The sequence below is a fragment of the Spirosoma arboris genome (assembly GCF_009754945.1).
GTDB lineage: Bacteria > Bacteroidota > Bacteroidia > Cytophagales > Spirosomataceae > Spirosoma > Spirosoma arboris.
Genome location: NZ_WPIN01000005.1, coordinates 631,813 through 655,320 on the forward strand (window position 1 = coordinate 631,813; position 23,508 = coordinate 655,320).

The 23,508-nt window shown below is 46.2% G+C and carries 24 protein-coding genes; 12 read left to right on the plus strand and 12 right to left on the minus strand.

The window, feature by feature from the left end:
- Positions 1–22: 22 nt before the first annotated feature.
- Together GO755_RS16570 and GO755_RS16575 are read right to left on the minus strand one after the other, a co-directional pair.
- The gene (locus GO755_RS16570) at positions 23–904 is read right to left on the minus strand and encodes a hydroxypyruvate isomerase family protein (protein WP_157586276.1); all 882 of its coding nucleotides are present in this window, start codon (positions 902–904) and stop codon (positions 23–25) included.
- An 86-nt stretch (positions 905–990) separates the two neighbouring features.
- A complete protein-coding gene (locus tag GO755_RS16575; protein ID WP_157586277.1) occupies positions 991–1,755 on the minus strand; it encodes a 3-keto-disaccharide hydrolase in 765 nt (254 codons plus the stop codon).
- Positions 1,756–1,920: 165 nt separating this feature from the next.
- Between GO755_RS16575 and moeB the strand changes: the two genes are divergently transcribed.
- From moeB to GO755_RS16600, 5 genes are all read left to right on the plus strand, one after another.
- Positions 1,921–3,060 (plus strand): molybdopterin-synthase adenylyltransferase MoeB, encoded by a 1,140-nt coding sequence (gene moeB / locus GO755_RS16580; protein ID WP_157586278.1) that lies wholly within the window; start codon positions 1,921–1,923, stop codon positions 3,058–3,060.
- A 145-nt stretch (positions 3,061–3,205) separates the two neighbouring features.
- Positions 3,206–4,258, plus strand: a complete 1,053-nt coding sequence (locus tag GO755_RS16585) for a lysylphosphatidylglycerol synthase transmembrane domain-containing protein (RefSeq protein WP_157586279.1) — start codon at positions 3,206–3,208, stop codon at positions 4,256–4,258.
- 4 nt (positions 4,259–4,262) lie between these two features.
- Complete coding sequence (rfaE2, locus tag GO755_RS16590) at positions 4,263–4,742, plus strand: D-glycero-beta-D-manno-heptose 1-phosphate adenylyltransferase (RefSeq protein ID WP_157586280.1); 480 nt, start codon at positions 4,263–4,265, stop codon at positions 4,740–4,742.
- A gap of 269 nt (positions 4,743–5,011) precedes the next feature.
- A complete protein-coding gene (locus tag GO755_RS16595) occupies positions 5,012–5,434 on the plus strand; it encodes a DUF2147 domain-containing protein (protein ID WP_157586281.1) in 423 nt (140 codons plus the stop codon).
- 214 nt (positions 5,435–5,648) lie between these two features.
- Positions 5,649–6,314 carry a zinc metallopeptidase gene (locus tag GO755_RS16600; RefSeq protein ID WP_157586397.1) on the plus strand — a complete coding sequence of 222 codons (666 nt, stop codon included), beginning with the start codon at positions 5,649–5,651 and terminating at the stop codon, positions 6,312–6,314.
- 126 nt (positions 6,315–6,440) lie between these two features.
- Here the strand turns inward: GO755_RS16600 and GO755_RS16605 are convergent, their stop codons facing one another.
- On the minus strand, positions 6,441–6,839 hold the full coding sequence (locus GO755_RS16605) for a phage holin family protein (protein ID WP_157586282.1): 399 nt from the start codon (positions 6,837–6,839) through the stop codon (positions 6,441–6,443).
- A gap of 78 nt (positions 6,840–6,917) precedes the next feature.
- On the opposite strand from GO755_RS16605, the gene GO755_RS16610 reads away from it, so the two are divergent.
- Both GO755_RS16610 and GO755_RS16615 read left to right on the plus strand, forming a co-directional pair.
- Positions 6,918–7,649 carry a class I SAM-dependent methyltransferase gene (locus tag GO755_RS16610; RefSeq protein ID WP_157586283.1) on the plus strand — a complete coding sequence of 244 codons (732 nt, stop codon included), beginning with the start codon at positions 6,918–6,920 and terminating at the stop codon, positions 7,647–7,649.
- 90 nt (positions 7,650–7,739) lie between these two features.
- Positions 7,740–8,549, plus strand: coding sequence for a toxin-antitoxin system YwqK family antitoxin (locus tag GO755_RS16615; protein ID WP_157586284.1), 810 nt, complete (start codon positions 7,740–7,742; stop codon positions 8,547–8,549).
- 36 nt (positions 8,550–8,585) lie between these two features.
- Here the strand turns inward: GO755_RS16615 and GO755_RS16620 are convergent, their stop codons facing one another.
- On the minus strand, positions 8,586–10,250 hold the full coding sequence (locus GO755_RS16620) for an amino acid permease (RefSeq protein ID WP_157586285.1): 1,665 nt from the start codon (positions 10,248–10,250) through the stop codon (positions 8,586–8,588).
- Between the two features lie 627 nt (positions 10,251–10,877).
- Here GO755_RS16620 and gldA point away from each other — a divergent pair.
- Positions 10,878–11,795 (plus strand): gliding motility-associated ABC transporter ATP-binding subunit GldA, encoded by a 918-nt coding sequence (gldA, locus tag GO755_RS16625; protein ID WP_157586286.1) that lies wholly within the window; start codon positions 10,878–10,880, stop codon positions 11,793–11,795.
- 79 nt (positions 11,796–11,874) lie between these two features.
- On the opposite strand, the gene GO755_RS16630 is transcribed toward gldA, so the two are convergent.
- A complete protein-coding gene (locus GO755_RS16630) occupies positions 11,875–12,408 on the minus strand; it encodes a DUF4136 domain-containing protein (protein ID WP_157586287.1) in 534 nt (177 codons plus the stop codon).
- 120 nt (positions 12,409–12,528) lie between these two features.
- Entirely contained in the window at positions 12,529–13,569 is a 1,041-nt protein-coding gene (gene aroB / locus GO755_RS16635; protein ID WP_157586288.1) for a 3-dehydroquinate synthase, read from the minus strand.
- An 87-nt stretch (positions 13,570–13,656) separates the two neighbouring features.
- Here aroB and GO755_RS16640 point away from each other — a divergent pair, with 87 nt between their 5' ends.
- Positions 13,657–14,898, plus strand: a complete 1,242-nt coding sequence (locus tag GO755_RS16640; protein WP_157586289.1) for an MFS transporter — start codon at positions 13,657–13,659, stop codon at positions 14,896–14,898.
- Positions 14,899–14,917: 19 nt separating this feature from the next.
- Here the strand turns inward: GO755_RS16640 and GO755_RS16645 are convergent, their stop codons facing one another.
- The 3 genes from GO755_RS16645 to GO755_RS16655 form a co-directional block, all read right to left on the minus strand.
- A complete protein-coding gene (locus tag GO755_RS16645) occupies positions 14,918–15,193 on the minus strand; it encodes a hypothetical protein (RefSeq protein WP_157586290.1) in 276 nt (91 codons plus the stop codon).
- Between the two features lie 65 nt (positions 15,194–15,258).
- The gene (locus GO755_RS16650) at positions 15,259–16,290 is read right to left on the minus strand and encodes a Kelch repeat-containing protein (protein ID WP_157586291.1); all 1,032 of its coding nucleotides are present in this window, start codon (positions 16,288–16,290) and stop codon (positions 15,259–15,261) included.
- 377 nt (positions 16,291–16,667) lie between these two features.
- Complete coding sequence (locus tag GO755_RS16655) at positions 16,668–17,810, minus strand: pyridoxal phosphate-dependent aminotransferase (protein ID WP_157586292.1); 1,143 nt, start codon at positions 17,808–17,810, stop codon at positions 16,668–16,670.
- Positions 17,811–18,203: 393 nt separating this feature from the next.
- Between GO755_RS16655 and GO755_RS16660 the strand changes: the two genes are divergently transcribed.
- The gene (locus tag GO755_RS16660; protein ID WP_157586293.1) at positions 18,204–18,572 is read left to right on the plus strand and encodes a hypothetical protein; all 369 of its coding nucleotides are present in this window, start codon (positions 18,204–18,206) and stop codon (positions 18,570–18,572) included.
- Here the strand turns inward: GO755_RS16660 and GO755_RS16665 are convergent.
- The gene (locus GO755_RS16665; protein WP_157586294.1) at positions 18,567–19,592 is read right to left on the minus strand and encodes a glycosyltransferase family 9 protein; all 1,026 of its coding nucleotides are present in this window, start codon (positions 19,590–19,592) and stop codon (positions 18,567–18,569) included. The two genes, GO755_RS16660 and GO755_RS16665, sit on opposite strands and share 6 nt — an antisense overlap.
- 43 nt (positions 19,593–19,635) lie before the next feature.
- Between GO755_RS16665 and GO755_RS16670 the strand changes: the two genes are divergently transcribed.
- Positions 19,636–20,871: a M16 family metallopeptidase gene (locus GO755_RS16670; RefSeq protein WP_157586295.1), complete on the plus strand. Its 1,236-nt coding sequence runs from the start codon at positions 19,636–19,638 to the stop codon at positions 20,869–20,871.
- 82 nt (positions 20,872–20,953) lie between these two features.
- Positions 20,954–21,298, plus strand: a complete 345-nt coding sequence (locus GO755_RS16675; RefSeq protein ID WP_157586296.1) for a nucleotide pyrophosphohydrolase — start codon at positions 20,954–20,956, stop codon at positions 21,296–21,298.
- 104 nt (positions 21,299–21,402) lie between these two features.
- Here GO755_RS16675 and GO755_RS16680 read toward each other — a convergent pair whose 3' ends face one another.
- Together GO755_RS16680 and GO755_RS16685 are read right to left on the minus strand one after the other, a co-directional pair.
- Positions 21,403–22,050, minus strand: a complete 648-nt coding sequence (locus tag GO755_RS16680) for a sterol desaturase family protein (protein WP_157586297.1) — start codon at positions 22,048–22,050, stop codon at positions 21,403–21,405.
- Between the two features lie 85 nt (positions 22,051–22,135).
- A complete protein-coding gene (locus GO755_RS16685; protein WP_157586298.1) occupies positions 22,136–23,473 on the minus strand; it encodes an NAD(P)/FAD-dependent oxidoreductase in 1,338 nt (445 codons plus the stop codon).
- Positions 23,474–23,508 lie beyond the last annotated feature (35 nt).

Here is a 23,508-nt window from a genome sequence, read left to right on the forward strand (position 1 = left end):
ACTTACTACTTACCACTTTTCCCTACACATCACACACCAGCACGGCTTCTTTCAAGCTAGTCAGCGGGTCACGTTTAGGAATGAACTCCTGCGCAACAAAGCCTTTAAACCCTGTGTCGACAATGGCTTTCATAATAGCTGGATAATAGAGTTCCTGCGTTTCGTCGATTTCGTTTCGACCGGGATTACCGCCCGTGTGGTAGTGGCCAAAGTATTTATTATTCTCACGGATCGTACGGATAATATCACCTTCCATAATTTGCATGTGATAGATATCGTACAGCAGTTTGAAGTTTTCAGAACCTACCTTTTTGCAAAGCTCAACACCCCAGGCCGAGTGATCGCACATGTAATCTTTATGATCGACTTTGCTGTTGAGTAGCTCCATAATCATCGTAATACCATGTTTTTCGGCACTTGGCATCAGGCGTTTCAGGCCCACAGCACAGTTTTCTAAACCTTGCTCATTACTCATTCCCCGCCGGTTACCCGAAAAACAAATAACTTGTGTCAGACCTATTTCTTTCATTTTCGGAAAGATAGCTTCATAACTGGCAACCAGTTCATCGTGAAACTTAGGGTCGTTAAACCCATCAGGAATCCCTTTTCCTGCCCCCTGAGCCATCGAGCAGGTCAGACCATATTTTTTGAGGGTAGGCCACTCGGCAGGGCCGGTCAGGTCAATTCCTGTGATGCCCATTTCCTTGGCTGATTTGCAGAGGTCATCGAGCGAAATTTTACTGTAACACCACCGGCAAACCGCGTGATTGATGCGCCCTTTAAGCATAGGGGCAGCCTGTTCAGGTTGAGTCATAGAACGAGCAAAGGAATTAGTCAGGGCAGGCAGCGCTAGCGCAGTGCCCGTTAATGTTTTGAGGGCCGTTCGGCGGGAAGATGATTTCATACAATTTTGAATGATAGAATGATAGAATGACTGAATAGCTAGTTGGCAGAACCAGTCTATCATTCAGTCATTCCACCAGTCAAAATTTAGAGTTCGCGAATTCGAATGTTGCGATACCAGACTTTGTTGCCGTGGTCTTGCAGGGCAATGTGCCCAGTCGAATATTTACCAAAGCCTTCCCATCCCTTAAATTTACTCTCTGACACCATTTTGTCCCATTCAGGACCACTGGTCGGGTATTCAGCCGTTTTCTTGCCGTTCAGGAATTGCTCTGCTTTACCATCTTTGATAACTAAACGAGCTTTGTTCCATTCACCAGCGGGTTTGGCAGCACCCAGGTTAACAGGCTTTTGCAAATCGTACAGTGAACCAGCTGTTCGGTTATTATCGCGACCTTGTTTAGCATCGGGATGCCGCTCATTGTCAAGAACCTGCATCTCTGGTCCAGTCTGATAGGTAGCCTTGTATTTGGGATCTTCGTGGACGTGGTAGATAATACCGCTATTACCTCCCTCGGCAATTTTCCACTCCAACTCTAACTCAAAATCACCGTATTCTTTATCAGTGACCAGATCGCCAACACCGCCCGCAGTCAGATGAATGGCGCCATCATCGACAGTCCATTTTTCTGGAATCGGTTGCCCTGCTTTTAAATAGATATGCCAACCTGTCAAAGTTTTACCATCGAACAGGGTTTCCCATTTCCCTTTCTTCGGCATAACCTCATGCCCTCGGGTAATACCAGGATTAGGTGTACCAAATGCCTGAGTAGGATTGTCAATAAAGGTCATAGCCAAAGCGAGTAGACCAATAGTCAGAGGCTTGCTGACTGTAAAATGCGCATAGTTCATACTTAAGAAACGTTTGGATTTTGCCGGGGCAATAGTACTAAAAAAAAGTACATATAGAACGTTTACGAAATATTTACAACGGATGTTAATTTAACGCAATTTTAGTGGGATAAAATCTGTTTTTTTATAGCGCTATAACCTCACCTAACTCAATCATAAAATTCTATGGAAGCAACAACGCTGGTACCTTCCGAAAAGCAACGCTATCAGAAGCATCTAAACCTCCCCGAAATTGGCTCAGCAGGTCAATTAAGGCTCAAGAACTCCCGTGTACTGGTCGTTGGTGCAGGTGGTTTAGGATGCCCGGTGCTGCTCTATCTGACGGCCGCTGGCGTTGGTACAATTGGCGTCATTGACCCTGACAGAGTCGACCTGAGCAATCTGCAACGTCAGGTACTTTATACGACCGATGAGATTGGCAAGCCCAAAGCCAAAATTGCCGTTAATCACCTTAATCGGCTCAATCCCGATATTACTTTCGACACCTACACCATGTCGCTGGACATTAGTAATGCCCGCGCCATTATCAATGCCTACGATATAGTGGTCGACTGTACCGATAATTTCAAAGTACGGTACTTAGTAAATGATATTTGTGTTACGATGGGGAAACCCTTCGTATACGGTGCTATTCATCGCTTTGAAGGCCAGGTAGCTGTCTTGAATGCCGATCTGGGCGATGGTCGTCGTGGTCCAACGTATCGATGTATGTTCCCTGAATATCCCAACGAAGTTGAAATTCCGAACTGCAATGATACGGGTGTATTGGGCGTACTGCCAGGTGTGATTGGTACTTATCAAGCCAACGAAGTCATCAAACTCATTACAGGTATTGGCCAATCGTTGAATGAACATTTACTGATGGTCGACTTACTGTCGATGAGTCAGCAAAAAATCAAAAATAAACGCAGAATCGATGCTATTGAGCTGGCTCAAAAAGGCCTGGACACAGCCGGTTTGCGTCCTACATTAGGTGAATCGGGTCCACAGAAAATGTCAGTTCAGGAGCTTGCTGAACGATTGACACTAGGAGATGAAATTTTCCTACTGGATGTTCGTGAACGCCCCGAGTATGATCTGTGCCACTTAGAAGGTTCTGTACTGATTCCGGTGGGCATGATTCCTAATAATCGGAAACGTATTCCAACAGATCGTCCTGTCGTCATTTATTGTCACCATGGTATCCGCTCGGCCAACGTGGCTCAATACCTGTACGCACAAGGAGGTCTGACAAATCTTTATAATCTGGATGGGGGTATTAATGCCTGGGCGCGTGATATTGAGCCCGAAATGGCCGTATATTAACCCATCATCGAATAGCCTTTTAGTAACCCGTTACCAGCCATATCAACGAAACTCCGTTACTTTGTAGCGGAGTTTTTTAATTAACGCGGCTAAAAACCGCACTTGTAGTACCCTCAACGTGGCTTTTGGCTGCGTTACACGCACTATGAATCTCAAGAATATTCTCAAATACCTTATCTCTCTGTCTATTGCCGGAGGATTACTTTGGTTTACCTTTCAACAGAGTCACCTCGATGCTGCCGGTTTGTGGCAAAAAATTAAAGCCGCCGACTATCGATGGGTCTTACTCTCGGCGGTGCTTACTCTAGTAGCTCACTGGAGTCGGGCCGAACGCTGGCGTATATTACTGGAACCCGTTGTGCCACAACGACCTACTTCGCTCGATGCAACTGTAAGCGTTCTGACTGGTTATCTGGCCAATATGGCCTTACCCCGCGCTGGCGAATTTATCCGTTGTGGAACACTTTATCGACTATCGGCAGTACCTGTCAATGTCAGTTTTGGTGCCGTTGTAGCCGAACGACTCTTCGATTTGCTCATGCTAGTTCTACTCCTAGCTGCCACATTTATCCTGGAATTTGATCGCATAAGTCAGTTTTTCATGGACTTTCTGGGTGGTAAATTACCCAAAGGTTCCAGCGGTTCAGGCGTATTGCTGCTGGCAGTCGCTGTTCTTCTGGGGGTCGCGTTACTCGGTTGGTTCCTCTTCAATCGCTATCGTGAAGCACTAGGCAGACATCCCTTATATCAAAAGGTCAGCGGCTTTCTGAAAGGGCTACTGGATGGCCTGCTAAGCGTTCGAAAAATATACAGACCAGGTGCTTTTGTACTTCATACATTGATCATCTGGACTATGTATTACTTAATGTCCTACACCTTGTTTTTTGCCATGCCTGCTACCGAAAACCTTGGTCCGCTGGCTGGACTAACTATTCTCATGGTTGGTACGCTGGGGATGGCAGCTCCTACACCAGGTGGTATTGGCTCATTCCATTTATTAGTTGGCCAAGTCGCGCTGCTCTACGGCCTTACCAGTCAGGATGGCCAGATATTGGCGACGTTTATTCATGGCGTTTCGACCATCATGATCATTATTTTAGGGATTCTGGCCCTGTTGGTTGTGCTACTCCGACGCAACAAAACAACCACATTACCGGATGTGCTGGACGACCCTAAAGCCGTAAAACTGGAGCCGTAACGTTATGACCGAATCTAAAATTCTCACCCGCGAACAAGCCATTCAGCAGGCAGACCAATGGCGCGCCGAAGGGCAGAAAATTGTTTTCACCAATGGCTGTTTCGATATCGTTCACCTGGGTCATATTGATTACCTCGAAAAAGCTCGCGCTCTCGGCGACCGAATGATTCTGGGACTTAATACCGATACGTCAGTCAGTTGTATAAAAGGCCCATTACGGCCTGTTGTGAACGAATACGCCCGCGCCCGACTTATGGCTGCGCTCGAATTTGTCGATGCCGTTACACTTTTCGGCGAACCTACTCCCCTAGAACTGATTGAAGCCATTAAGCCCGATATTCTCGTAAAGGGTAATGACTATACCGTTGAGAACATTGTCGGCTCCGGCTTTGTGCTGGGCCGAGGTGGTAGCGTCGAAACGGTAGCGCTTGTGCCAGGCTACTCCACAACTAAACTCATCGAACGAATTAAACAAAGTTATTAGTGCCTTTCACGAAAAGCTATGCCACGGTTCTTTATGGCCTGTAATTAAACCGTGGCATAGCTTTTCGTGAAAGGCATGACCATTTAGTAGATGCCTTGACGATATCTGTTGGGTTACCTGATTTTAATAATTAAATTTTAATCTACTAAGTTTATGGATTTAGAAATATATTCTTTATGTTTAGATTCTGTTACGAGAGAACGTTAACTACTCATCTGGGTTGCCGGAGTCGTTTCAGTTGATTATCACCTTATAAATCGGCGCACTTAATGACTTCGTTACGCAGCCAATATTATTTTTGGGGATTCAGTCTGTTTGTGCTTCTATTATGGCCTATATCCAGCAAATCGTCAACAGACCATACTGGGGACCAGATTCTGGGGCGCTGGCTGTTTCCGGCCAGAGGATCAAGCGTAGAGGTGTATAAATCCGGCGATCGCTATTTTGGCCGTATCGCCGATGTCAGTCCTACAGGATTGCGTCAGTTTGGTGTAGCTAAGAATCAATTATTAATGCAAAATCTATCATTCGATGGAAAAGGCTGGTCGGGAGGAGAATTGATTCATCCGAAAACGGGGAATCATTTTGATATTGAACTTCAACTCCTCGATTCGCAGACGCTTACCGCCCGAGTGTATAAAGGATTCAGATGGCTGCACAAAGAATATGTGTTGACCCGAGCCCCCCAATAACCGTCTTCTTTTTCAGCTTTATCATTCGGCTCTACTCCTACAAAGGGTAGAGCCGAATGCGTATTGGGTATTTAAATGGCCCACAGACTTGATAAATGGTCAACTCATCGGGATACTTTTTTGGCCTAACCGTTGTTTTACTACTAACGACCGAATACATTGGCCGTTTAATTGAAACCACAAACCTGACTAATTGACAATGATCTGGTTAATAATGATTCTTATTTTCGGCGCTAGCGCGTTCGTTAGCTGGCGATTACGAAGCAAATTCAATGAATACTCCCAAATTGGCCTGAGCAATGGCCTAAGCGGTGCTGAAGTGGCTCAAAAGATGCTGAACGAAAACGGTATCTACGATGTCCGCGTTGTATCTGTTGAGGGCATGCTCACCGATCACTATAATCCAGAAGAAAAAACGGTTAACCTCAGTGCCGATGTATACTACGGTCGGAGTGTAGCGGCTGCGGCTGTGGCAGCACACGAATGCGGGCACGCCGTACAGCATAAATTAGCTTACGCTCCTCTGAAATTCCGGTCGGCTATGGTGCCTGTGCTGACGGTGTCATCGCAGTATATGCAATGGGTATTATTGGCAGGTGTTTTACTGATTCGGACGACACCCATTCCATTAGCCATTGGAGTTGCTTTATTTGCCCTAACAACGCTGTTTAGCTTTGTGACACTGCCCGTTGAGTTCGACGCCAGCCGTAGAGCGCTGGCCTGGATTCAGACACGGGGTGTAGTGAACCAACGCGAATATGGCTTCGCAAAGGATGCACTCTGGTGGGCCGCTATGACTTATGTAGTAGCAGCTCTGGGTTCGCTAGCCACGTTGCTCTACTATGTTAGCCTTCTGCTGGGTGGTCGTCGGAACGACTAAACAACTGGCAAAACTATACTTCACTGAAAAAGCCGAATCGTTTACGATTCGGCTTTTTCAGTGAAGGCTGATTGTCTCGGTCGGGTGTAAAATGAAGTAGTTCCCTGCTGACCGGGATGGTCGGCACTACGCTACTCTTAAATAAGAAAACAGCGTAACTACATAGCCAGATTCAACCATTTCTGGTGTCGGAGCCGAGCGGTCAATCAAAGTCCCGGCTACGGCAACTGCCAGGGCAATGACAAGGGCAGGCCAGAAGCCGACAATCGTAAAACTGTCCATAAAGTTGTCGATCAGTTTCAATAAAAGCGCCGTTACTACAATTCGAACGAGGCCGGTAAGCAAAAAAAACGTAACCAGGTTGAGCGGAAAGCGAATTAACCAACCGATAAAGAAATTCAATAAACCCAGTAGCAGCGCAATTAACACGGCAGTTCCGAAGTTTTTGACATCAACTTGCGGCATCAGATAAGCTAAGCCGAAAATGACAGCGGCATCAAGTAATACATGTAAGATAAGATTCATAAACTTGTCTAATTAGTTAAATTGAAGAACCGTTTGGGTATGAGATGGTTTAGACTCTGGGTTTTGATTAAAGTAGCGATGCAAAAGTTCTGGATTTTATATTTCGCATTATGGTTAAGCTGTGGACTAGTTTGGGCTCAGCAACAACCCGCTCTGTCATCTCCTCCCTATCCGACAAAGATATACCAAGTCAGGAAACCCAGCCGCGATGGTATCGGCAAACTATATCAGGGTCGAGAAATTGCCCAGGTCATGGGACACCTCGGGGCGTCGTGGCTCGAACGCCCGGAACGGGAACGGGAAGAACGTACCGACTTACTCCTAAAAGCCCTCAACCTAAAACCTACTGACGTTGTTGCCGACATTGGCGCAGGAACCGGCTTTTTCACTTTTCTTGTGGCACCTGAATTACCTAGAGGCAAAGTATTAGCCGTTGATATTCAGCCTGAAATGATTGCTTACTTAAACGAAGGGAAAGCAAAACACAAAGCTGCTAACGTTGAACCTGTTCTGGGTACTGAATCAGATCCAAAATTAACGACGAATAGTATTGATCTGGCCATTCTGATTGATGCCTACCATGAGTTTTCGTATCCCCGCGAAATGATGCAGCATATTGCGTCGGCCTTAAAACCGGGCGGCAGAATCGTATTGGTCGAATACCGCGCCGAAGACCCCAACGTACCTATTAAAGAACTCCATAAACTAAGCGTCGCTCAAGCCACAAAGGAGATGAAAGTCGTAGGGCTAAACCTGTTAAAAAACGATGATCGGCTCCCCCAGCAACATATCATGTTTTTCGGAAAGTAAGGATGGCCACCTAATTTTCTTTAACTGATTACAACCGTTCGGTCTGAGTTAGAATCTTTTAGGAAAATCTCTACTCATAGCCTGATTCGTATGCGCGCTTTCTACTTTTTCATTGGAGTCATACTCTTTTTATCGGCCTGTCAGGATAGTAATGAGGCTCAACCAGCCGATACGCCCGTGCAGTCACTCGCTGATTTACCGAACGAGTATCAACTGATTCTGAATGGCAGTTCGGTGGCAGGCCGACTAAAAAGTGAAACCCATATCGGGCAGTTAAGTGGCGAATGGCGTTACAACCAACAGGGCAAATTAGCAGAAGGACGACGATATAAGTCAGGACAAATTACGACAGCCGATCAATATCGATACAATGCTGCTGGACAGTTACGTTATGTGCAACACTTTACTAATGGTTGTGCCTTTTCAAGCCTTTCTACTTGCAGCGGGCCTATCACATGGATAAGTTACGATGAAATCGATACCGACAATGCTGGCCGTATTCAGGAGAGCCGTACATTTCTGAAGCAGTCGGGACAATGGGAATTGCAGAGTATAACTGCATATGAGTACGATAATCAAAACCAGCCGCTGAAGGTGTTGCATTACGATAGCATGCGTAAATTAGGCTCAACTCAGGAATTTACGTACGACAATAAAGGCAACGTCATTTTGCTACGGGAGCTGAACATGACAGCGACACCCGACTTCGCTGACCGGACATTCCAATACAACTACGACCAGGGATTAAACCCGTATGCGGGCACTGTACACTATATCTCTCCTTTTTTCTCAAGTCGACACATGCAACACACCGCTGGTACAACTTATGAATATACGGCTAACGGTTATCCTGCCCGTATTCGTCAAAATAACCTGGTAACGGAGTTGACGTATTACTGATTTTCGAATCAGCTATTGGTACCGTAATTATACACGCTACTGTCCAGCCAATTTACTCTTCCTGAACCCATAGGAGAAATAAATCACCAGGCCAATAATCAGCCATATACCAAAAATCTTCCAGTTGCTGGCCCCTAACTCCGTCATCAGATAGAGGTTGGTCAATATACCAATTACGGGTAGCAACGAGAAATTGTACCGGAATCCCTGTACGGCTAGCAGAGCCCAGGTGGCCCAGAATACCACCAGCAGCGGTTTTTCTTCCAGCGTTTGCACTAAGCCATCTTTTGTCAACACATAGGCTAGCACAGCCAGCAAGACCACGCCAATAATGTATTTGCCATTAATATAAGGCACCTTAAACTTCGATTGGGCTGTCAGTCCCTGTGCGTCCAAATACAGAATTCCTGCACAGACCAGAATAAAGGCAAAAAATGTCCCTACGCTAGTCAGATCCACAAAGGTTTTTAGGTCCATAAACAAAGAAGGGACCGCCACGATGATGCCTGTAACAATGGTTGCAAACGAAGGCGTTTTGAATTTGGGGTGAACTTTCGAAAAGCGTTTCCAGAGCAGGCCATCGCGGCTCATGGTCATCCAGATACGTGGCTGCCCGAGCTGATACACCAGCAACGCACTTGTAATGGCCACAACCGCACTGACTGAAATCACTCCAGCCACAAAATCAAGGTTTACTTTCTGAAACACGTAAGCCAATGGATCACTTACACCTAACTCCTTATAGTTGACCATACCGGTCAATACGAGCGTAATCAGTACGTATAGAATGGTGCAGATACCCAGGCAATAGAGCATAGCGCGGGGCAAATCACGTTGGGGATTTTTACACTCTTCGGCAGTGGTTGAAATAGAATCGAAGCCGATAAAAGCAAAAAACACAGAAGCTACCCCGCTTAATACACCCGATACGCCATTCGGTGCAAACGGCGACCAGTTTGCCGGTTTCACATAGAAAGCGCCAACACCAATAACCAGACCGATTACAGCCAATTTGAGCACAACCAAAATATTACTCGCCGTGCGAGATTCCTTAATGCCTATATACACCAATGCGGTAATTAGCACGGTAATCGCGCCAGCAGGCAGATTAGCAATCACTTTCAGGTCACCAAACATGGGTGCATTCGCGTATGCCTCAGCTAACAAACGCGTGTTTTCAGGTAAGGTCGTGATAGCAGTACCCGCCTGTTTGGTTTGTTGCACCAGTTCGAAAGCACGGGCTGCCGTGCCGTAGTCAGTTGCAAAGTATTTGGGAAACGTGATCCCAAATCCGCTGAGCATAGATGTAAAATACTCCGACCACGAAATGGCGACAACCATGTTGCTGACGGCATATTCCAGAATAAGCGCCCAGCCGATGATCCACGCAAAAATTTCCCCAAATGCCACATATGCATATGTGTAGGCGCTACCACTCACAGGAACTGTACTAGCGAATTGTGCATAGCTAAGGGCAGTGAATACGCACGCAATAGCTGTAAACACAAACAATAAGGATACAGCCGGACCACCGTTATAACTTGCCAGCCCAATCGTGCTGAAAATCCCGGCCCCAATAATAGCCGCAATGCCAAACGAAGTCAGGTCGCGGACTCCCAATGTCTTAACCAGCTTACTTGATTCACCTTCGGCAGCATCACTTAGGATTTGGGTTACGGTCTTTTTGCGAAAAAGGGACATAAAAGAGAGGAAGAAAACGGTGTCTATTGATGTTAAACAGCTAAAATAGAAATTCTTTCTGGTTCCTCAATAAGCCGAAAATCGTCTCCCTGCGCAATAGGCCAGCGAAAGACATTGCTAAAAGCAGTCCTTAAACAGTCAGCTCTGCTTATAGTTAATGCTTTAGTAATCAATTTCTATTTATAACAGCCACAGGTTATTTAAAGTGGATGCCTCGTTGACAGTAGGTACCTGATGCCATGTCAACTTATTCTGGCGGTTTAAGCTGTAAAAATGTCGGCATTAATGCCCTATTAACCACCTGTTAACCAGTCATTAATTTACCATATATATCCTTGTACATAGTTTTGTAAAACTTAAAAGTATTAGATAGTAATATGAAAAGCGAGTGAACTATGTTAGCTCGCTTTTTTGTGATCAACCATCACTACAAATCCAGATGCAATACGTCTGGATAGTATGCCCTCTCCCCAACTAAGCCGTTTCCTAATAGCGTATTGACTGTGTCATTAACGGGCGTTGATCGGCCAGGCAGAGACATTTCTGGTTTTAATCTGTTAGGTTTACATTCGCCTTATGCCAATTAGCCATTGGCTGTCGTTTATTGTTCAGTATTACCAGTAAACTATGTCCATCCGGGTTCAAAATCTTACGAAACTATATAAACAGCAGCGGGCTGTCGATCAGATTTCACTAACGGTTGAGCCGGGCGAAATTGTCGGCTTTCTTGGCCCGAACGGTGCGGGAAAATCAACAACAATGAAGATTGCCACAGGTTACCTCTCCCCTACCGAAGGAACAGTGGAAGTGAATGGCTTCGATGTTCGAACGCATTCTATAGATGTTCGCCGGAGTGTTGGGTATTTGCCGGAGCACAACCCACTTTATCTGGATCTATACATAAAAGAATACCTGCGTTTTGCAGGCTCCCTGCATGGCTTACGCAGCTCCGATCTGAGTCGGCGTATTGGCGATATGATCGAACTGGTTGGGTTGGGGCACGAGCAGCACAAACGCATTGGGCAATTATCGAAAGGATATCGCCAGCGTGTTGGTCTGGCTCAGGCATTGCTGCACAATCCCCCCGTTCTCATTCTCGACGAACCTACAACCGGTCTCGATCCTAATCAGTTGGCTGAAATCAGGCAGGTTATCCGTGAGGCCGGCCGCGACAAAACGGTTTTGTTCTCAACGCACATTATGCAGGAAGTCGAAGCTATTTGCGACCGTGTTGTCATTATCAACCGAGGTAAGATTGTAGCCGATGGCCCACTGAGTCAACTCAGAAGTGCCCCCGCCAGGGAGGGTTTAGTTGTTATCGCTGAATTTGAGGGAAACCTGGCAGAGCCCGGAGTGTTAGTCTCTCTGCCGGGTGTGGAGCGGGTAGAGCCCTTAGAACATGGCCTGTACCGAATTACAGCTGCCTCTAACACTGATTTACGAGCTGCGATCTTCCGTCTTGCCGCCGACCAGAATCTAACGCTGGTGGGACTACGTCAGCAGGAAAACTCGCTGGAGACTATTTTTAAGGAGTTGACAAAATAATGCGGGTGGAAAGCCGCGATTGGTACAGGCTAATTTTTTAGCTACCAATCGTGGGTTTCCACCCGAATTATTTTTATACCTACTTCACTGTCGCCATTAGCGGGTATTGGTCAAAGATAGACCGGACAATACCTTTGAAGTAGTTATTCTTGAAGTTCTGATTACGCATCATCTTCGAGGCATACCCTTTCCAGATAACCTGATACGATTCAGCATCAATAAGCGAAATCATCAGCGTACCTTCGTCAAGGTTATAATCGATACGTTTATACGTAGCGTCATCATCTTCGCGCACTACCCAATCTTTAATGACGGGCTGCTGATAACCGCGGAAACGCAGATCAGACCGGAAGATGTTATACGAGATCAATAGGTTCGGAGCGCGGTTACTGACCCGGTACCCTCGTGCTTCCATCTGGTGTCGAATTGCATCCTGAATATCGGAGCAGAGAAGCGTCGAATCGACGAATTCGCACTCTAGAAAATTAAAGGATTCGTAGTTTTTAAAATGGCCTTCGTAGCTATAGTCATGCTCAACAAATAGCCTGCTCGACGAACAGCCCGCCATAACGATAGCAGATAGCACAAACAAAATACCAATGCACTTTTTCATACTCCAGTTTGTAAAGGTTTTTAATGATATACTAGAATGAGTTAATAGTGAGAGTATCCTTTGGGGTCGAACTCAAATATAGTCGTAATTGTTTGGCAAACAATACCGTATGGCCAAATTTTAATTCTTATTTAGCCCCCGGTAAAACTCCAGTCCCCGGCGCATTTCGGCAGGTGTTACGTGCACATCAAACGCACAACTACCCGGCCCGTCGAGCAAGGACATGCGTACTTCCCGACCGCGATTCTTTTTGTCCTGTAGTGTCAACGCTAGTACAGGTTCAACATCCTCATCGGCAAGGCGTACGTTTCCATATACGGCAAATATGTATTCTTCGATTTGTGTCAGGAGGTCCTGATCAATCATCTTTTTCTGAAAAGCCATAAAGGCTTCGGCAACCATACCAACAGCAATGGCTTCGCCATGTAAAAGTCGCTTGCGCGGTTGCGTCAGAAAATACGTTTCAACAGCGTGGCCCAGTGTATGACCAAAATTGAGGATCTTACGCAATCCTTTCTCGGTTGGGTCTTCGGCAACAACCCGCTGCTTAACGGCCACCGAGTGGGCGACCAATGTTGGCCAATCCTGCTCATCAAGATCACGCCGACGAATCTCATCCCACATGATCGCATCGGCAATAAGGCAGTGTTTAATGATTTCGGCGAATCCTGACCGAAGCTCCCGCTCAGGTAGCGTTGTTAGAAAGGACGGATCGATCAAAACGGTGTTGGGCTGCTGAAATACCCCAATGTGGTTTTTGAAACCCCGGAAATCAATACCAAGCTTACCACCTACACTGGCATCCACCTGTGCCAGCAACGTAGTTGGTATCTGAACAAAGGCAATGCCCCGCTTATAGGTAGCCGCGCAAAAGCCACCCATATCGCCAATAACGCCACCACCCAGGTTAAGCACCAGCGCATGCCGATCGAAATTAGCCCGTGTCAGGGCATCCCAGATTAGCTCACAGGTAGCAATGTGCTTCTGCTCCTCGCCCGCCTTAATCCGAACAAGCGTATGCTTCGGCAATATTGTTTTCAACTCCGGGTAACAAAACCGGAATGTATGGTTATCGGCAATGACAGCAATGGCCGAAAAATCGTAAGACTCCAGAAAAGCGGGCAGGCTTTCGGTAAGGGGGGCGATGGTTACTGTTGACATACCGTAAAAGTACGGCAGTTGTCGGTTGGCAAAAAAATAGGAAGGCAAGTATTTTTTATTGTATTCTTGTATTTCCCTTCTCCATTCATGAACGTTCGCTACCGGGTTCTATCGGGTTTATTCCTGCTGTCAACCATCACCTACCTCGACCGCGTTTGCATGAACGTAGTCAGCAAGTATGTAAAAACGGATCTGCACCTCGACAATCAGCAGCTCGGCTGGATTTTGGGGGCTTTCTCATTGTCCTATGCGCTCTTCGAAATACCAACTGGCTCTTTGGGCGATAGCATTGGTCCTCGCCGTGTGTTAACACGGGTTGTCTTGTGGTGGTCCGGGTTTACGGCACTCACCGGAACGGCGTTTAATTTCCTGTACCTACTGATTGTACGGTTCCTGTTTGGCATTGGTGAAGCCGGTGCCTATCCAAACGCATCTATCGTAATTGCCCGCTGGTTTCCGGCTGTTGAGGTAGGTCGGGCGCAATCGGTGATTTGGGCCGCCGGACGACTGGGTGGAGCATTAACGCCCCTACTGGTGATTCCATTGGTTCACTGGGCTGGCTGGCGCTGGGCTTTTGCCATTCTGGGTCTACTAGGTGTCGTATGGGCCATTGGCTGGTACCTCTGGTTTCGCGATGAACCATCTGAAAAATCGGGCATTAGTGCGGCCGAAGTGGAAGAAATTGAAACCGGTCGAAACATCAAACCGAACGACCATCGAATTCCCTGGACAACGATCATCAGCAACCCCGATTTATGGGCGCTGATGTTGATGTGCCACTTATTCTTCTACGGGTCGTACTTTTTCACAAACTGGTCATCCGTTTATTTTCAGGAAGGACGCGGCCTGACCGAAGACCAGACCAAAAATTTCATTTCGCTCTCTTATTTCCTGGGTGCTGTTGGCTGTCTGGTTGGTGGTGTGTTGAGCGACGCACTCACCAAACGATATGGCCTAAAAATAGGTCGTCGTGCCGTGGGCGTGGGCGGGCTGGGGCTGTCGAGCTTATTTTTCCTATTATCGGGATTGACTACCGATAATCAGATGGCAGGCTATCTGCTCGCCGTATGCGTGCTCACGAAAGATCTTGCTCTACCTGTGGCGTTTGCCGTGTGCGTCGATATTGGTCAACGGAACGCTGGAACGGTAGCAGGCTCGATGAATTTCGCAGGACAGTTGGGCGGTTTTTTCATCACAATCCTGTTTGGCATTATCGTGGAGCAAACCAAAAATTTCAATTACCCCCTGTTTATGATTGCAGGTTGTTTGATGGTAAGCGCTTTACTTTGGCTACGTATTGATCCAACGAAACCTGTGGCGATAAAATAGTCAAATGAACCACGGTTTGTCAGGCTGTTCCATCTTTATAAAATCCGCCCATTTCTATCAGAGTATATAAAGTAGCCCCTAGTAAATCCGTCGCAGATTCATCATTGGTTACTACAATTGTATGATCTCCTTCCTGGTAAAGGCTAAAAATATCAACTTTATTAAGCGGGTTAGTCAGTAACCATTTGTCTGCTAAATAGCTAGCAGGAATACCTGTTCGTTGACGGACATGCTTAACTACTTCATTAATAGAAGGACATGCGTCATTAAAATACACTTCTCGGCTAATGACCATTGGGTTTAGTTCGATTATTGACTGATTATAGAACTCGGATTTACTAATTCATTCCAGATACTAGGCTAGTTGGTACTCGTATCCTGTTCGATAGTTGGGTCAAACTCCCAGAGGTCATCAAAGCTGGTCGTACCGTTGCTGCCAGTTGTGATATATCCCTTACCATTTATCGCGAAACCAAACGCATATGACCGGGTACCCCCTTCAAAAACACCATATTCAGCCCAACTGTCTGTATCCGGATTATATTGCCAGACGGTTGTACCGGTATCTCCAGATGTTATGTAGCCTCGTGAGCCAATCGCAAAACCCACTCCATAACTACGAGCCACATATTCTCCATTATCAGTATCGAACTCGTCTTTCTCAATCCATAAATCCTGAGCGGGGTCATAGGCCCACCAATCGGTTAAAGACGCCCCATTTGTACCCGTACCGACATAGGCAATGTTGTTAATAATGAAACTAACAGCCCCTAATCGTTTTCCACCACCAAAACTCACCGCTTTCTCCCATGTACCTTCTGCCGGGTCATAGGTCCAGAAATCTTTTAGATAATTCCCATCGTAACCCGTGCCAACGAAGCCTTTGTTGTTAATTGAAAAAGACACAGCGTTTCGTCGGGCTGTTCCTGCGAAGTCGGCAATTTGATTCCACGTGTTAGTGGTTGGGTCAAACTCCCAAAAGTCTCTCAATAGAGTGCTATTGGCGTTTATACCCGTACCAACGTAGCCTTTGGTACCCACAGCGAAACCAACCGCCGAGTTTCGGGTAGAACCACCAAAATCGGCTACCTGAGTCCACGCGTTACTGGCTTGATTATAGGCCCAGAAGTCTTTCAATAACTCGTTTGTTGCGGTGGTACCCGTGCCGATATAGGTTATGTTCCCAATAACAAAGCCAGTTGCGGCACTACGCCCAACCCCATCGAGGTCAGACCGGGTTTGCCAGTCGCCCAATGTGGTGACATCCGTGTTGGAGCAACTCACTAATAACGCTGTCCAGCCAAGGCAAATAAGTAGAAGAACTTGGTCGATTATCGTATGCCTGGATACGGCTGTTGGTTGAGTAAAGAAATGGAGTACGCGAAAACTCATAGGACTAAAAGAGAAAGTTTCATCAGGTGATGACAGCCTCGTCCACAGCTACGTTTAGAAACCATATTGGGTTAAGTTGACGCTTCGAATGGTCTGTCTATTTTCGAATACGAGGTTATTAAACCCAACGTTGCAGCTCAAAAGGGGCAAATTGGCGCGTTTAAGCTATTTTAACAGAATGTACCAATGTAGATACTGGATGTATAAATAAAGAAGAGAAGCAAAACTCTAACTGAGCTATTACGTCGCCATCAGCGCTTTACGATTTCGGTAAAAACACAAAAAGTGGCGACATATTATGCCGCCACTTTTTGTGTTTTTACTTTATAAACAAGCGGGTTTCCACGGCAACTGCCGACCGACCGCTTTACTCTCGATTACGAAACCAATTTCAATCCATCGGCAAACGCCTGCATCTGGGGCATTGTACCCAGCGAAACACGGCACCAGTATTGACCATCAAATTTCCACTGACGGATGCTTACGCCCTGTTCCATCATACGGGCAACGAAATCTTCACCCTTCATCCGAATTGGGAACATTACGAAGTTCGCACCCGATGGAAGCGGTTCGTAGTTATGTTGCTTCAGAACACCCAGCAGATAATCCTTGGACTCCTGAGCCTTGCCAAGCGAGAATTTGATAAAGTCTTTATCCTGCAAACTAACACTGGCTGCCCGCAGGGTTGTCATGCTGATACAGCCCCCACCAGTTGAGAATTTGGAAATCTGTTCCAGCAACTCAGGTTTCGCAATCATATAGCCCGTCCGTAAGCCAGCAAAGCCGTGTACTTTCGAGAATGTCTTGGTAATAATGACGTTGTAACCCTTCTTCACCATGTCCACCATCGTGTAAGCTTTCGGATCTGGCGTATAGTCGATATAAGCTTCATCCACCAGAATTGGCGTCTTTGCCCCAACCGCTTCGCAGAAGGCCCGCAGCTTAGCCGGATCTACCGTAATCGCCGTTGGGTTATTGGGGTTACACATATAAACCATACCCGTTTGGCTACCTACGCGCTCGTTGAGTTTGTTCAGGTTGATGTCGTAACCATCAGCGGCTACCAGCGGAACGCGATCCATAGTAATACCATGTTTTATGGCAGCCCGAGGAAGTTGATCAAACGTCGGATCTGGCGCAACGATGGTACGGCCAGCATTAGGTCGATAAGCCGCCCAAAGTGAAGCTGCCGTCAATAGCTCACCCGAACCAGCACCCAGAAGCACGTAGTCTTCAGGAACGCCTTCAGTATCAGCCACTAATTTGCGGAATTTCCTGGCATATTCCATCGCATAAAGGTAGCCGTCGGGAGCAGCCTCTGTAATGGTTTTAATCGCCTTTGGCGAAGGACCATACGGGTTTTCATTAGCCGACAAGCGAGCTTTCAGCACACCGTCTTTGGGTAGTCTGTAACCTGCGAGCGTTTCTGGTTCCGGTTCACAGAATGCAGCAGGCGCAGCTGCCAAACTTAAGCCTGATAACACACTGGCCCGAAGCCAGTCACGACGATTGATTGACATAAGCGAAGGTTATTTTTATCGCATGAATAAATACACTGACGACTATATTTTAAGGGAAGAACCGGCTTCCGGAAGCACTACTAGGAAGTCGAAAATTGATTATTTTGTCGTACTCTATCGAATAGACCAAATATATGGCTGAAAACCACGCTTTCAAATAATATTTCATTAAATATCAAAGATCTCCACACAAAATTTTAATAAATATAAAAATTGACAAATAAAACTAAACTATTTAAAGTCAGTATCTTGTACTGAGTCTATTTGAGCTAATTTCTTCATTTGGGCACACAGTATGTAGGTCAAAGGGAGGTTTTGTAGTATCAACAATCTGCCGTGAATATTTAGTAACCTGTTCTTTGATTTTTGTGAAATAGCAAATAGATTTGGCTTATGAAAAATGAAGAGAGAATTTTAGAATTACTGATTGAAACCCTCCAGCGCATCGATCGCCATAATGAAGAAATAGAGCGTCTTAATAAGAAATTTGACCGCCATGCTGAACAATTTGACCAACATAACGAACTATTGGAATTATATAGTGAACGAGTCGAACGCCAGCAGGAAGAAATTGACGTTGTTATAGGCCAAATACAGAAACATCAGGAACGCCTGGACAGACATGGCGAGGCCTTTGGTTCGCTACGGGAGCGTACTGAAGCCATTCATCAAAGTGCCCTTGAGCAGCAGAAGGCGTATCAGGCGATGACAGAATTATTAATGCATCACAACCGAGCTTTAGCCGCAAAAGGAATTTTATAATTCCAACTGTGCCAGCTCCTCTAGCTGAATACCCCAGGCACATCGAAAATGACCTAGTGGGCAGGCCTTCCGCCCATGCAGATTACAGGGCTTACAATCGAGCGGTTCCGGTGTTTGTACTACCCGCGAAACATCGGCCAACGGGCCAAATCCAAACTCAGGTACCGTCGAACAGAAAATAGCCGTTGTCGGTGCATTCATCGCAGAGCAAAGATGTAAAGGAGCGGAATCGTTAACGTAGTTCATAACCGCTCCCTGTTGCAAGGCAGCCGATTGCAACAAACTCAATTTCCCCGCCAGATTGACAACCCCTTCTCCTCGCCCGGTCAATGTTTTAATTGTGTCACAAGCCGCTGTATCTGTCGGTGCGCCTAGTAAATAGATGGTGAGTTTCTCTGGCAACGCTTTTATTAATTCAACCCATCGCTCAGTTGGGTACTGCTTCGTAAACCAGACAGACATTGGTGCCATACACACATATGGTTGACTCTGATACGTTTTTACAGCCGCATAGTCGGCAGCAGACGGATATAGTTTAGGTCTTGCCAGAGCAGTGACCTGAAGGTGCTCAGTCAACCCCAGCGTAGTAAGCAAACCAGCATTGCGATTAATCTCGTGAACACCCGGTTCAAAACGATGCTCAACCTGATACGTAAAGAATCGTGAGAATGGGTTTTTGTTGAAACCAGCCGTAACATCCGCTCCAGATAAGGCCGTCAATAACCCCATAGTGCCGTAACGTTGCAGATTCAGAACAGCATCGTATTTATAGGCACGAACTATTCGTAATAACCGCCATAAATCGCGATATTTGGTGCCTTTTTTATGCCAGATCAGCACTTCATTCAGAAACGGATGATTGGCGAGCAAGCTCTCATTTCCTTTACGAACCAACACATCCAGCACCGCATCGGGTCGGGCCTGGTGAAGTTGTTCAAGCAGAGCCGTAGCCAGAATCACGTCGCCGATGAAAGCGGTTTGAATAATCAGGAACCGGGGCGGTTTGGTTGCGGTTATCATGAGTACGCTCAATACGTCGTTACGACTGCGTCAATAACTAAGAATGGAAGATTACGAAGTTTATACTCTGCCCAATGGAATTCGAATTGCGCACAAACAAATGCCATACACGCAAATTGCCCACTGTGGTATTATGCTCGACATTGGCAGCCGCGACGAACAACCGCATCAGCAGGGATTGGCCCATTTCTGGGAGCATATGGCATTCAAAGGTACGGAGAAACGAAAATCCTACCACATTATCACTCGTCTGGAAAACATCGGTGGTGAGTTAAATGCCTACACGACCAAAGAAAAAGTTTGCTTTCATGCCTCGGTTCTAGGCGACCATTTTGAGAAAGCAGCTGAATTGCTGGCCGATATCACGTTCCACTCAGTTTTTCCTGAAAAACAAATTGAGCGCGAGCGCGGAGTTATTCTGGAAGAAATGGCGATGTATTATGACTCGCCTGAAGACGCTATTCAAGATGATTTCGATGAATTAGTGTTTCCCAATCATGCACTTGGTGGCAATATTCTTGGTACTACCGAAACGGTTGGGGCGTTCCGACGTGAAGACCTTCAGCAATTCATTGCCGAGAATTACGACACCAGCCGGATTGTGTTTGCATCTGTCAGCAAGTTGCCATTTAAGCAGGTTGTGAAGATTGCCGAAAAGTATTTCCACGATGTGCCAGCGCAACATTCCGCCCGACAACGGAAAATGCCAACCGACTATGTCCCGCGCCAAACCCGTGTAGAACGGCCTATTACACAGGCACAATGCGCTCTTGGCCGGCCAGCCTATGGATTGACTGATCCACGACGGCTTCCTTTTTTCATGCTCGTCAACCTGCTTGGTGGACCCGGTATGAATTCACGGCTCAACCTGAATCTTCGTGAAAAGTATGGTTTGGTTTATTCGATCGACGCCAGCTACACACCTTATTTAGATACAGGCTTTTTGGGCATCTATTTTGGCACCGACCCCAAAAAGGTCGATAAGGCCCATTCGTTGATTATGAAGGAGTTGAAACGGTTGCGTGAACAGCCATTAACGACTCTGCAATTGCACCAAACGAAAGAACAGCTGATTGGACAACTGGCTATGGCCGAAGAAAGCAACAACAGCTTTATGCTGATGATGGCCAAAAGCCTGCTTGATATTAATCGTGTTGAATCGCTAAATGATATTTTCAACGACATTAAAGCCGTAACAGCTGACCAACTCCAGGGGCTCGCTCAAGAAACTTTCGATGAAAGTCAATTCAGTACCTTGACGTTTGTACCGGAAAAATAAGGGCAGGTCCGACGTTTCAGATTCAATGTTTCAGGTTTAGCCTGATCCAGAAATCTAAAACTTTAGGCTTGAAGCATGGAACATGAAACACGAAACAGAATTAACCCTACGCGACGCTCAGACCACCGTCGACGACTGGATCAAAACCGTTGGTGTTCGTTACTTCAACGAACTGACGAATATGGCTCAGTTGACTGAGGAAGTTGGTGAAGTAGCGCGTATAATCGCCCGGCGTTACGGAGAACAATCTGAAAAGGAATCAGACAAAAACAAAGACCTCGGCGACGAATTAGCTGACGTGCTTTGGGTACTGATCTGCCTGGCCAATCAAACCGGCGTTGACCTGACAGAAGCTTTTCAGAAAAATCTGGATAAGAAAAACATTCGAGATGCCACCCGGCATTTGACTAATGATAAACTAAAGTAGTCCGTGTTTTTTTGAAGTATACACGGGCTGAAGCCCATGGGTACAAACAAAAATGCCTGCTGAAATCAATTTCAGCAGGCATTTTGCGTTAGAATACAGATCAATTATTTCTGGAACGATCCAAAAATATAGTCCCAGAAAGGCGATGACACACCGTAATTGCTTTCTGGATTTTTGTAGTGGTGAACACTGTGGTTAATCCATAGCTGCTTGAAAAAATTCTTTGGTGGCGCATACGCATGTACGATGAAATGTGTAGCCAGATAACCCGAATAGCCAACTAGAAAGCCTGGGAAGAATGCATAGGCAGCTTCGCCCATCATTAAAAAAAACACACCAAAGAAAAAAGCAGCTACAAAAATAGCCAGCGCGGGAGGCATAGCCAACCGGGTTTTGTCTTTCGGATATTCGTGGTGAATACCGTGAAATGTGTATTGAATTTTAGCCCGCTTTGGTGTCGATGGCGTTAAATGATACAGATACCGGTGCAGCACGTATTCGAATAACGTAAACGAAAATAACCCCGCCACAAACAATAAGCCAATCGTACCATTGGTCATATTGGTATAGGTAAAGGCATACCATCCCAGAAACGCCGACAGAGCAATCCACATCGAGATGGGAACCATGATATGTGTACGCGACAGCGCTTCTAAGATCGGATTGTCAAATAATTTTTTGGTGCCGCTGTTTTTAGGCCGGGTTTTGCCATGCCCAGCCATGGTTTGCAGCTTCTCAGTAGTAGATTCCATAAGTTGTACTCAATTAGCCGTGCAAAATTACAATGAAAATCAATTCTTCAAGTGAATATAGTAAACTCTATTTACTATATTTTAATTACGTCTTACTAACCTCCAGTTGATCGGAAAGTTTTTCCTGCATCGCATTCACATCACCTTTAGGCAATTTCGGTCGAATAATAAGTCGTAATGAATTACTATATGTTAGGTAGTTAAACAGCCAGTTCAGGAAGATCGACAGCCTGTTTTTTACCCCTACAATCGACATTAAGTGAACAAATAACCACGTAAGCCAGGCAAAAAATCCCTGAAATTTCAAAAATGGCAGATCAACCACAGCTAATCCTCGGCCAATAGTTGCCATTGTGCCTAAATCTCGATAGGTAAATTCTTCAGGTTGCTCGTTACGAACCCAATGAATGAAGTTTTTAGCCAGGTGCCGCCCCTGTTGCATGGCGGGTTGTGCTACTTGAGGATGGCCATTAGGCCATTTTTCCTCAGCCATCATAGCCACATCGCCAATGGCAAACACATCCGTAAATCCCTGAACCTGACTATATCGGTTAACTGAAACACGTCCGCCACGCCCAATAACTTCTGGTGGCAACCCTGCTAATGGATTGGCCTTTACACCAGCCGCCCAGATTAGATTGTTGGTACGGAGGGTTGAGCCATCATTCATCGTAACAATACGTCCATCAAAATCTTTCACGCGGGTATTCAGCCGTACGTTAACGCCTAGCCCTTGTAGGTACTTCAACGAATGCTCCTGCGATTGCACAGACATGGGGCCCAATAATTCAGCACCCGATTCGATGAGGTAGATATCCATCATCTTAAAATCCAGTTCAGGATAATCCTTGGGCAGAACAGTCTTACGCATTTCGGCTAACGTACCACATAATTCTACACCCGTTGGGCCTCCTCCCACAACGACGACATCCATCAAGCCCTCCCGTTCATCGAGCGTTTCGACACTTAGAGCATCCTCGAAATTCTGAAGCATTCGATTTCTAAGCGCAATAGCTTCAGCCACCGATTTCATCGGCAGGGCTTTTTCGATAATGTTCTGCTGATTGAAAAAATTCGTATCGGCTCCGGTAGCCATCACCAAATAGTCATAGGTAATCGGACCAAGTTCGGTGTCAACGGCTTTGTCTGCCGGGCGAATGCCCGTGACGTTAGTAACGCGAATGTGTACGTTTTTACAATTGCCAAACACGGCTCGTAACGGGAACAAAATAGAGTTTGCTTCCAGACCAGCAGTAGCAACCTGATAATAAAGCGGTTGAAACTCATGATAATTCTGCTTATTAATCAGAACTACCTGAAACTCCTTTCGGCGCGATAGGTTCCGGGCCAGTTTCAGGCCTCCAAAACCTGCACCAACGATGACTACGCGCTTGCGGTCGGTTTGAGGTATGTTTGGGTTCATTCAAATTTACGATTTACACCAGGCCGTTGACGATT

Bases quoted from the DNA above. Each gene is read 5' to 3' on its own strand.
- GO755_RS16570 (WP_157586276.1), bottom strand. From the start codon at position 904: ATGAAATCATCTTCCCGCCGAACGGCCCTCAAAACATTAACGGGCACT.
- GO755_RS16575 (WP_157586277.1), bottom strand. From the start codon at position 1,755: ATGAACTATGCGCATTTTACAGTCAGCAAGCCTCTGACTATTGGTCTA.
- moeB (WP_157586278.1), top strand. From the start codon at position 1,921: ATGGAAGCAACAACGCTGGTACCTTCCGAAAAGCAACGCTATCAGAAG.
- GO755_RS16585 (WP_157586279.1), top strand. From the start codon at position 3,206: ATGAATCTCAAGAATATTCTCAAATACCTTATCTCTCTGTCTATTGCC.
- rfaE2 (WP_157586280.1), top strand. From the start codon at position 4,263: ATGACCGAATCTAAAATTCTCACCCGCGAACAAGCCATTCAGCAGGCA.
- GO755_RS16595 (WP_157586281.1), top strand. From the start codon at position 5,012: ATGACTTCGTTACGCAGCCAATATTATTTTTGGGGATTCAGTCTGTTT.
- GO755_RS16600 (WP_157586397.1), top strand. From the start codon at position 5,649: ATGATTCTTATTTTCGGCGCTAGCGCGTTCGTTAGCTGGCGATTACGA.
- GO755_RS16605 (WP_157586282.1), bottom strand. From the start codon at position 6,839: ATGAATCTTATCTTACATGTATTACTTGATGCCGCTGTCATTTTCGGC.
- GO755_RS16610 (WP_157586283.1), top strand. From the start codon at position 6,918: ATGCAAAAGTTCTGGATTTTATATTTCGCATTATGGTTAAGCTGTGGA.
- GO755_RS16615 (WP_157586284.1), top strand. From the start codon at position 7,740: ATGCGCGCTTTCTACTTTTTCATTGGAGTCATACTCTTTTTATCGGCC.
- GO755_RS16620 (WP_157586285.1), bottom strand. From the start codon at position 10,250: ATGTCCCTTTTTCGCAAAAAGACCGTAACCCAAATCCTAAGTGATGCT.
- gldA (WP_157586286.1), top strand. From the start codon at position 10,878: ATGTCCATCCGGGTTCAAAATCTTACGAAACTATATAAACAGCAGCGG.
- GO755_RS16630 (WP_157586287.1), bottom strand. From the start codon at position 12,408: ATGAAAAAGTGCATTGGTATTTTGTTTGTGCTATCTGCTATCGTTATG.
- aroB (WP_157586288.1), bottom strand. From the start codon at position 13,569: ATGTCAACAGTAACCATCGCCCCCCTTACCGAAAGCCTGCCCGCTTTT.
- GO755_RS16640 (WP_157586289.1), top strand. From the start codon at position 13,657: ATGAACGTTCGCTACCGGGTTCTATCGGGTTTATTCCTGCTGTCAACC.
- GO755_RS16645 (WP_157586290.1), bottom strand. From the start codon at position 15,193: ATGGTCATTAGCCGAGAAGTGTATTTTAATGACGCATGTCCTTCTATT.
- GO755_RS16650 (WP_157586291.1), bottom strand. From the start codon at position 16,290: ATGAGTTTTCGCGTACTCCATTTCTTTACTCAACCAACAGCCGTATCC.
- GO755_RS16655 (WP_157586292.1), bottom strand. From the start codon at position 17,810: ATGTCAATCAATCGTCGTGACTGGCTTCGGGCCAGTGTGTTATCAGGC.
- GO755_RS16660 (WP_157586293.1), top strand. From the start codon at position 18,204: ATGAAAAATGAAGAGAGAATTTTAGAATTACTGATTGAAACCCTCCAG.
- GO755_RS16665 (WP_157586294.1), bottom strand. From the start codon at position 19,592: ATGATAACCGCAACCAAACCGCCCCGGTTCCTGATTATTCAAACCGCT.
- GO755_RS16670 (WP_157586295.1), top strand. From the start codon at position 19,636: ATGGAAGATTACGAAGTTTATACTCTGCCCAATGGAATTCGAATTGCG.
- GO755_RS16675 (WP_157586296.1), top strand. From the start codon at position 20,954: ATGAAACACGAAACAGAATTAACCCTACGCGACGCTCAGACCACCGTC.
- GO755_RS16680 (WP_157586297.1), bottom strand. From the start codon at position 22,050: ATGGAATCTACTACTGAGAAGCTGCAAACCATGGCTGGGCATGGCAAA.
- GO755_RS16685 (WP_157586298.1), bottom strand. From the start codon at position 23,473: ATGAACCCAAACATACCTCAAACCGACCGCAAGCGCGTAGTCATCGTT.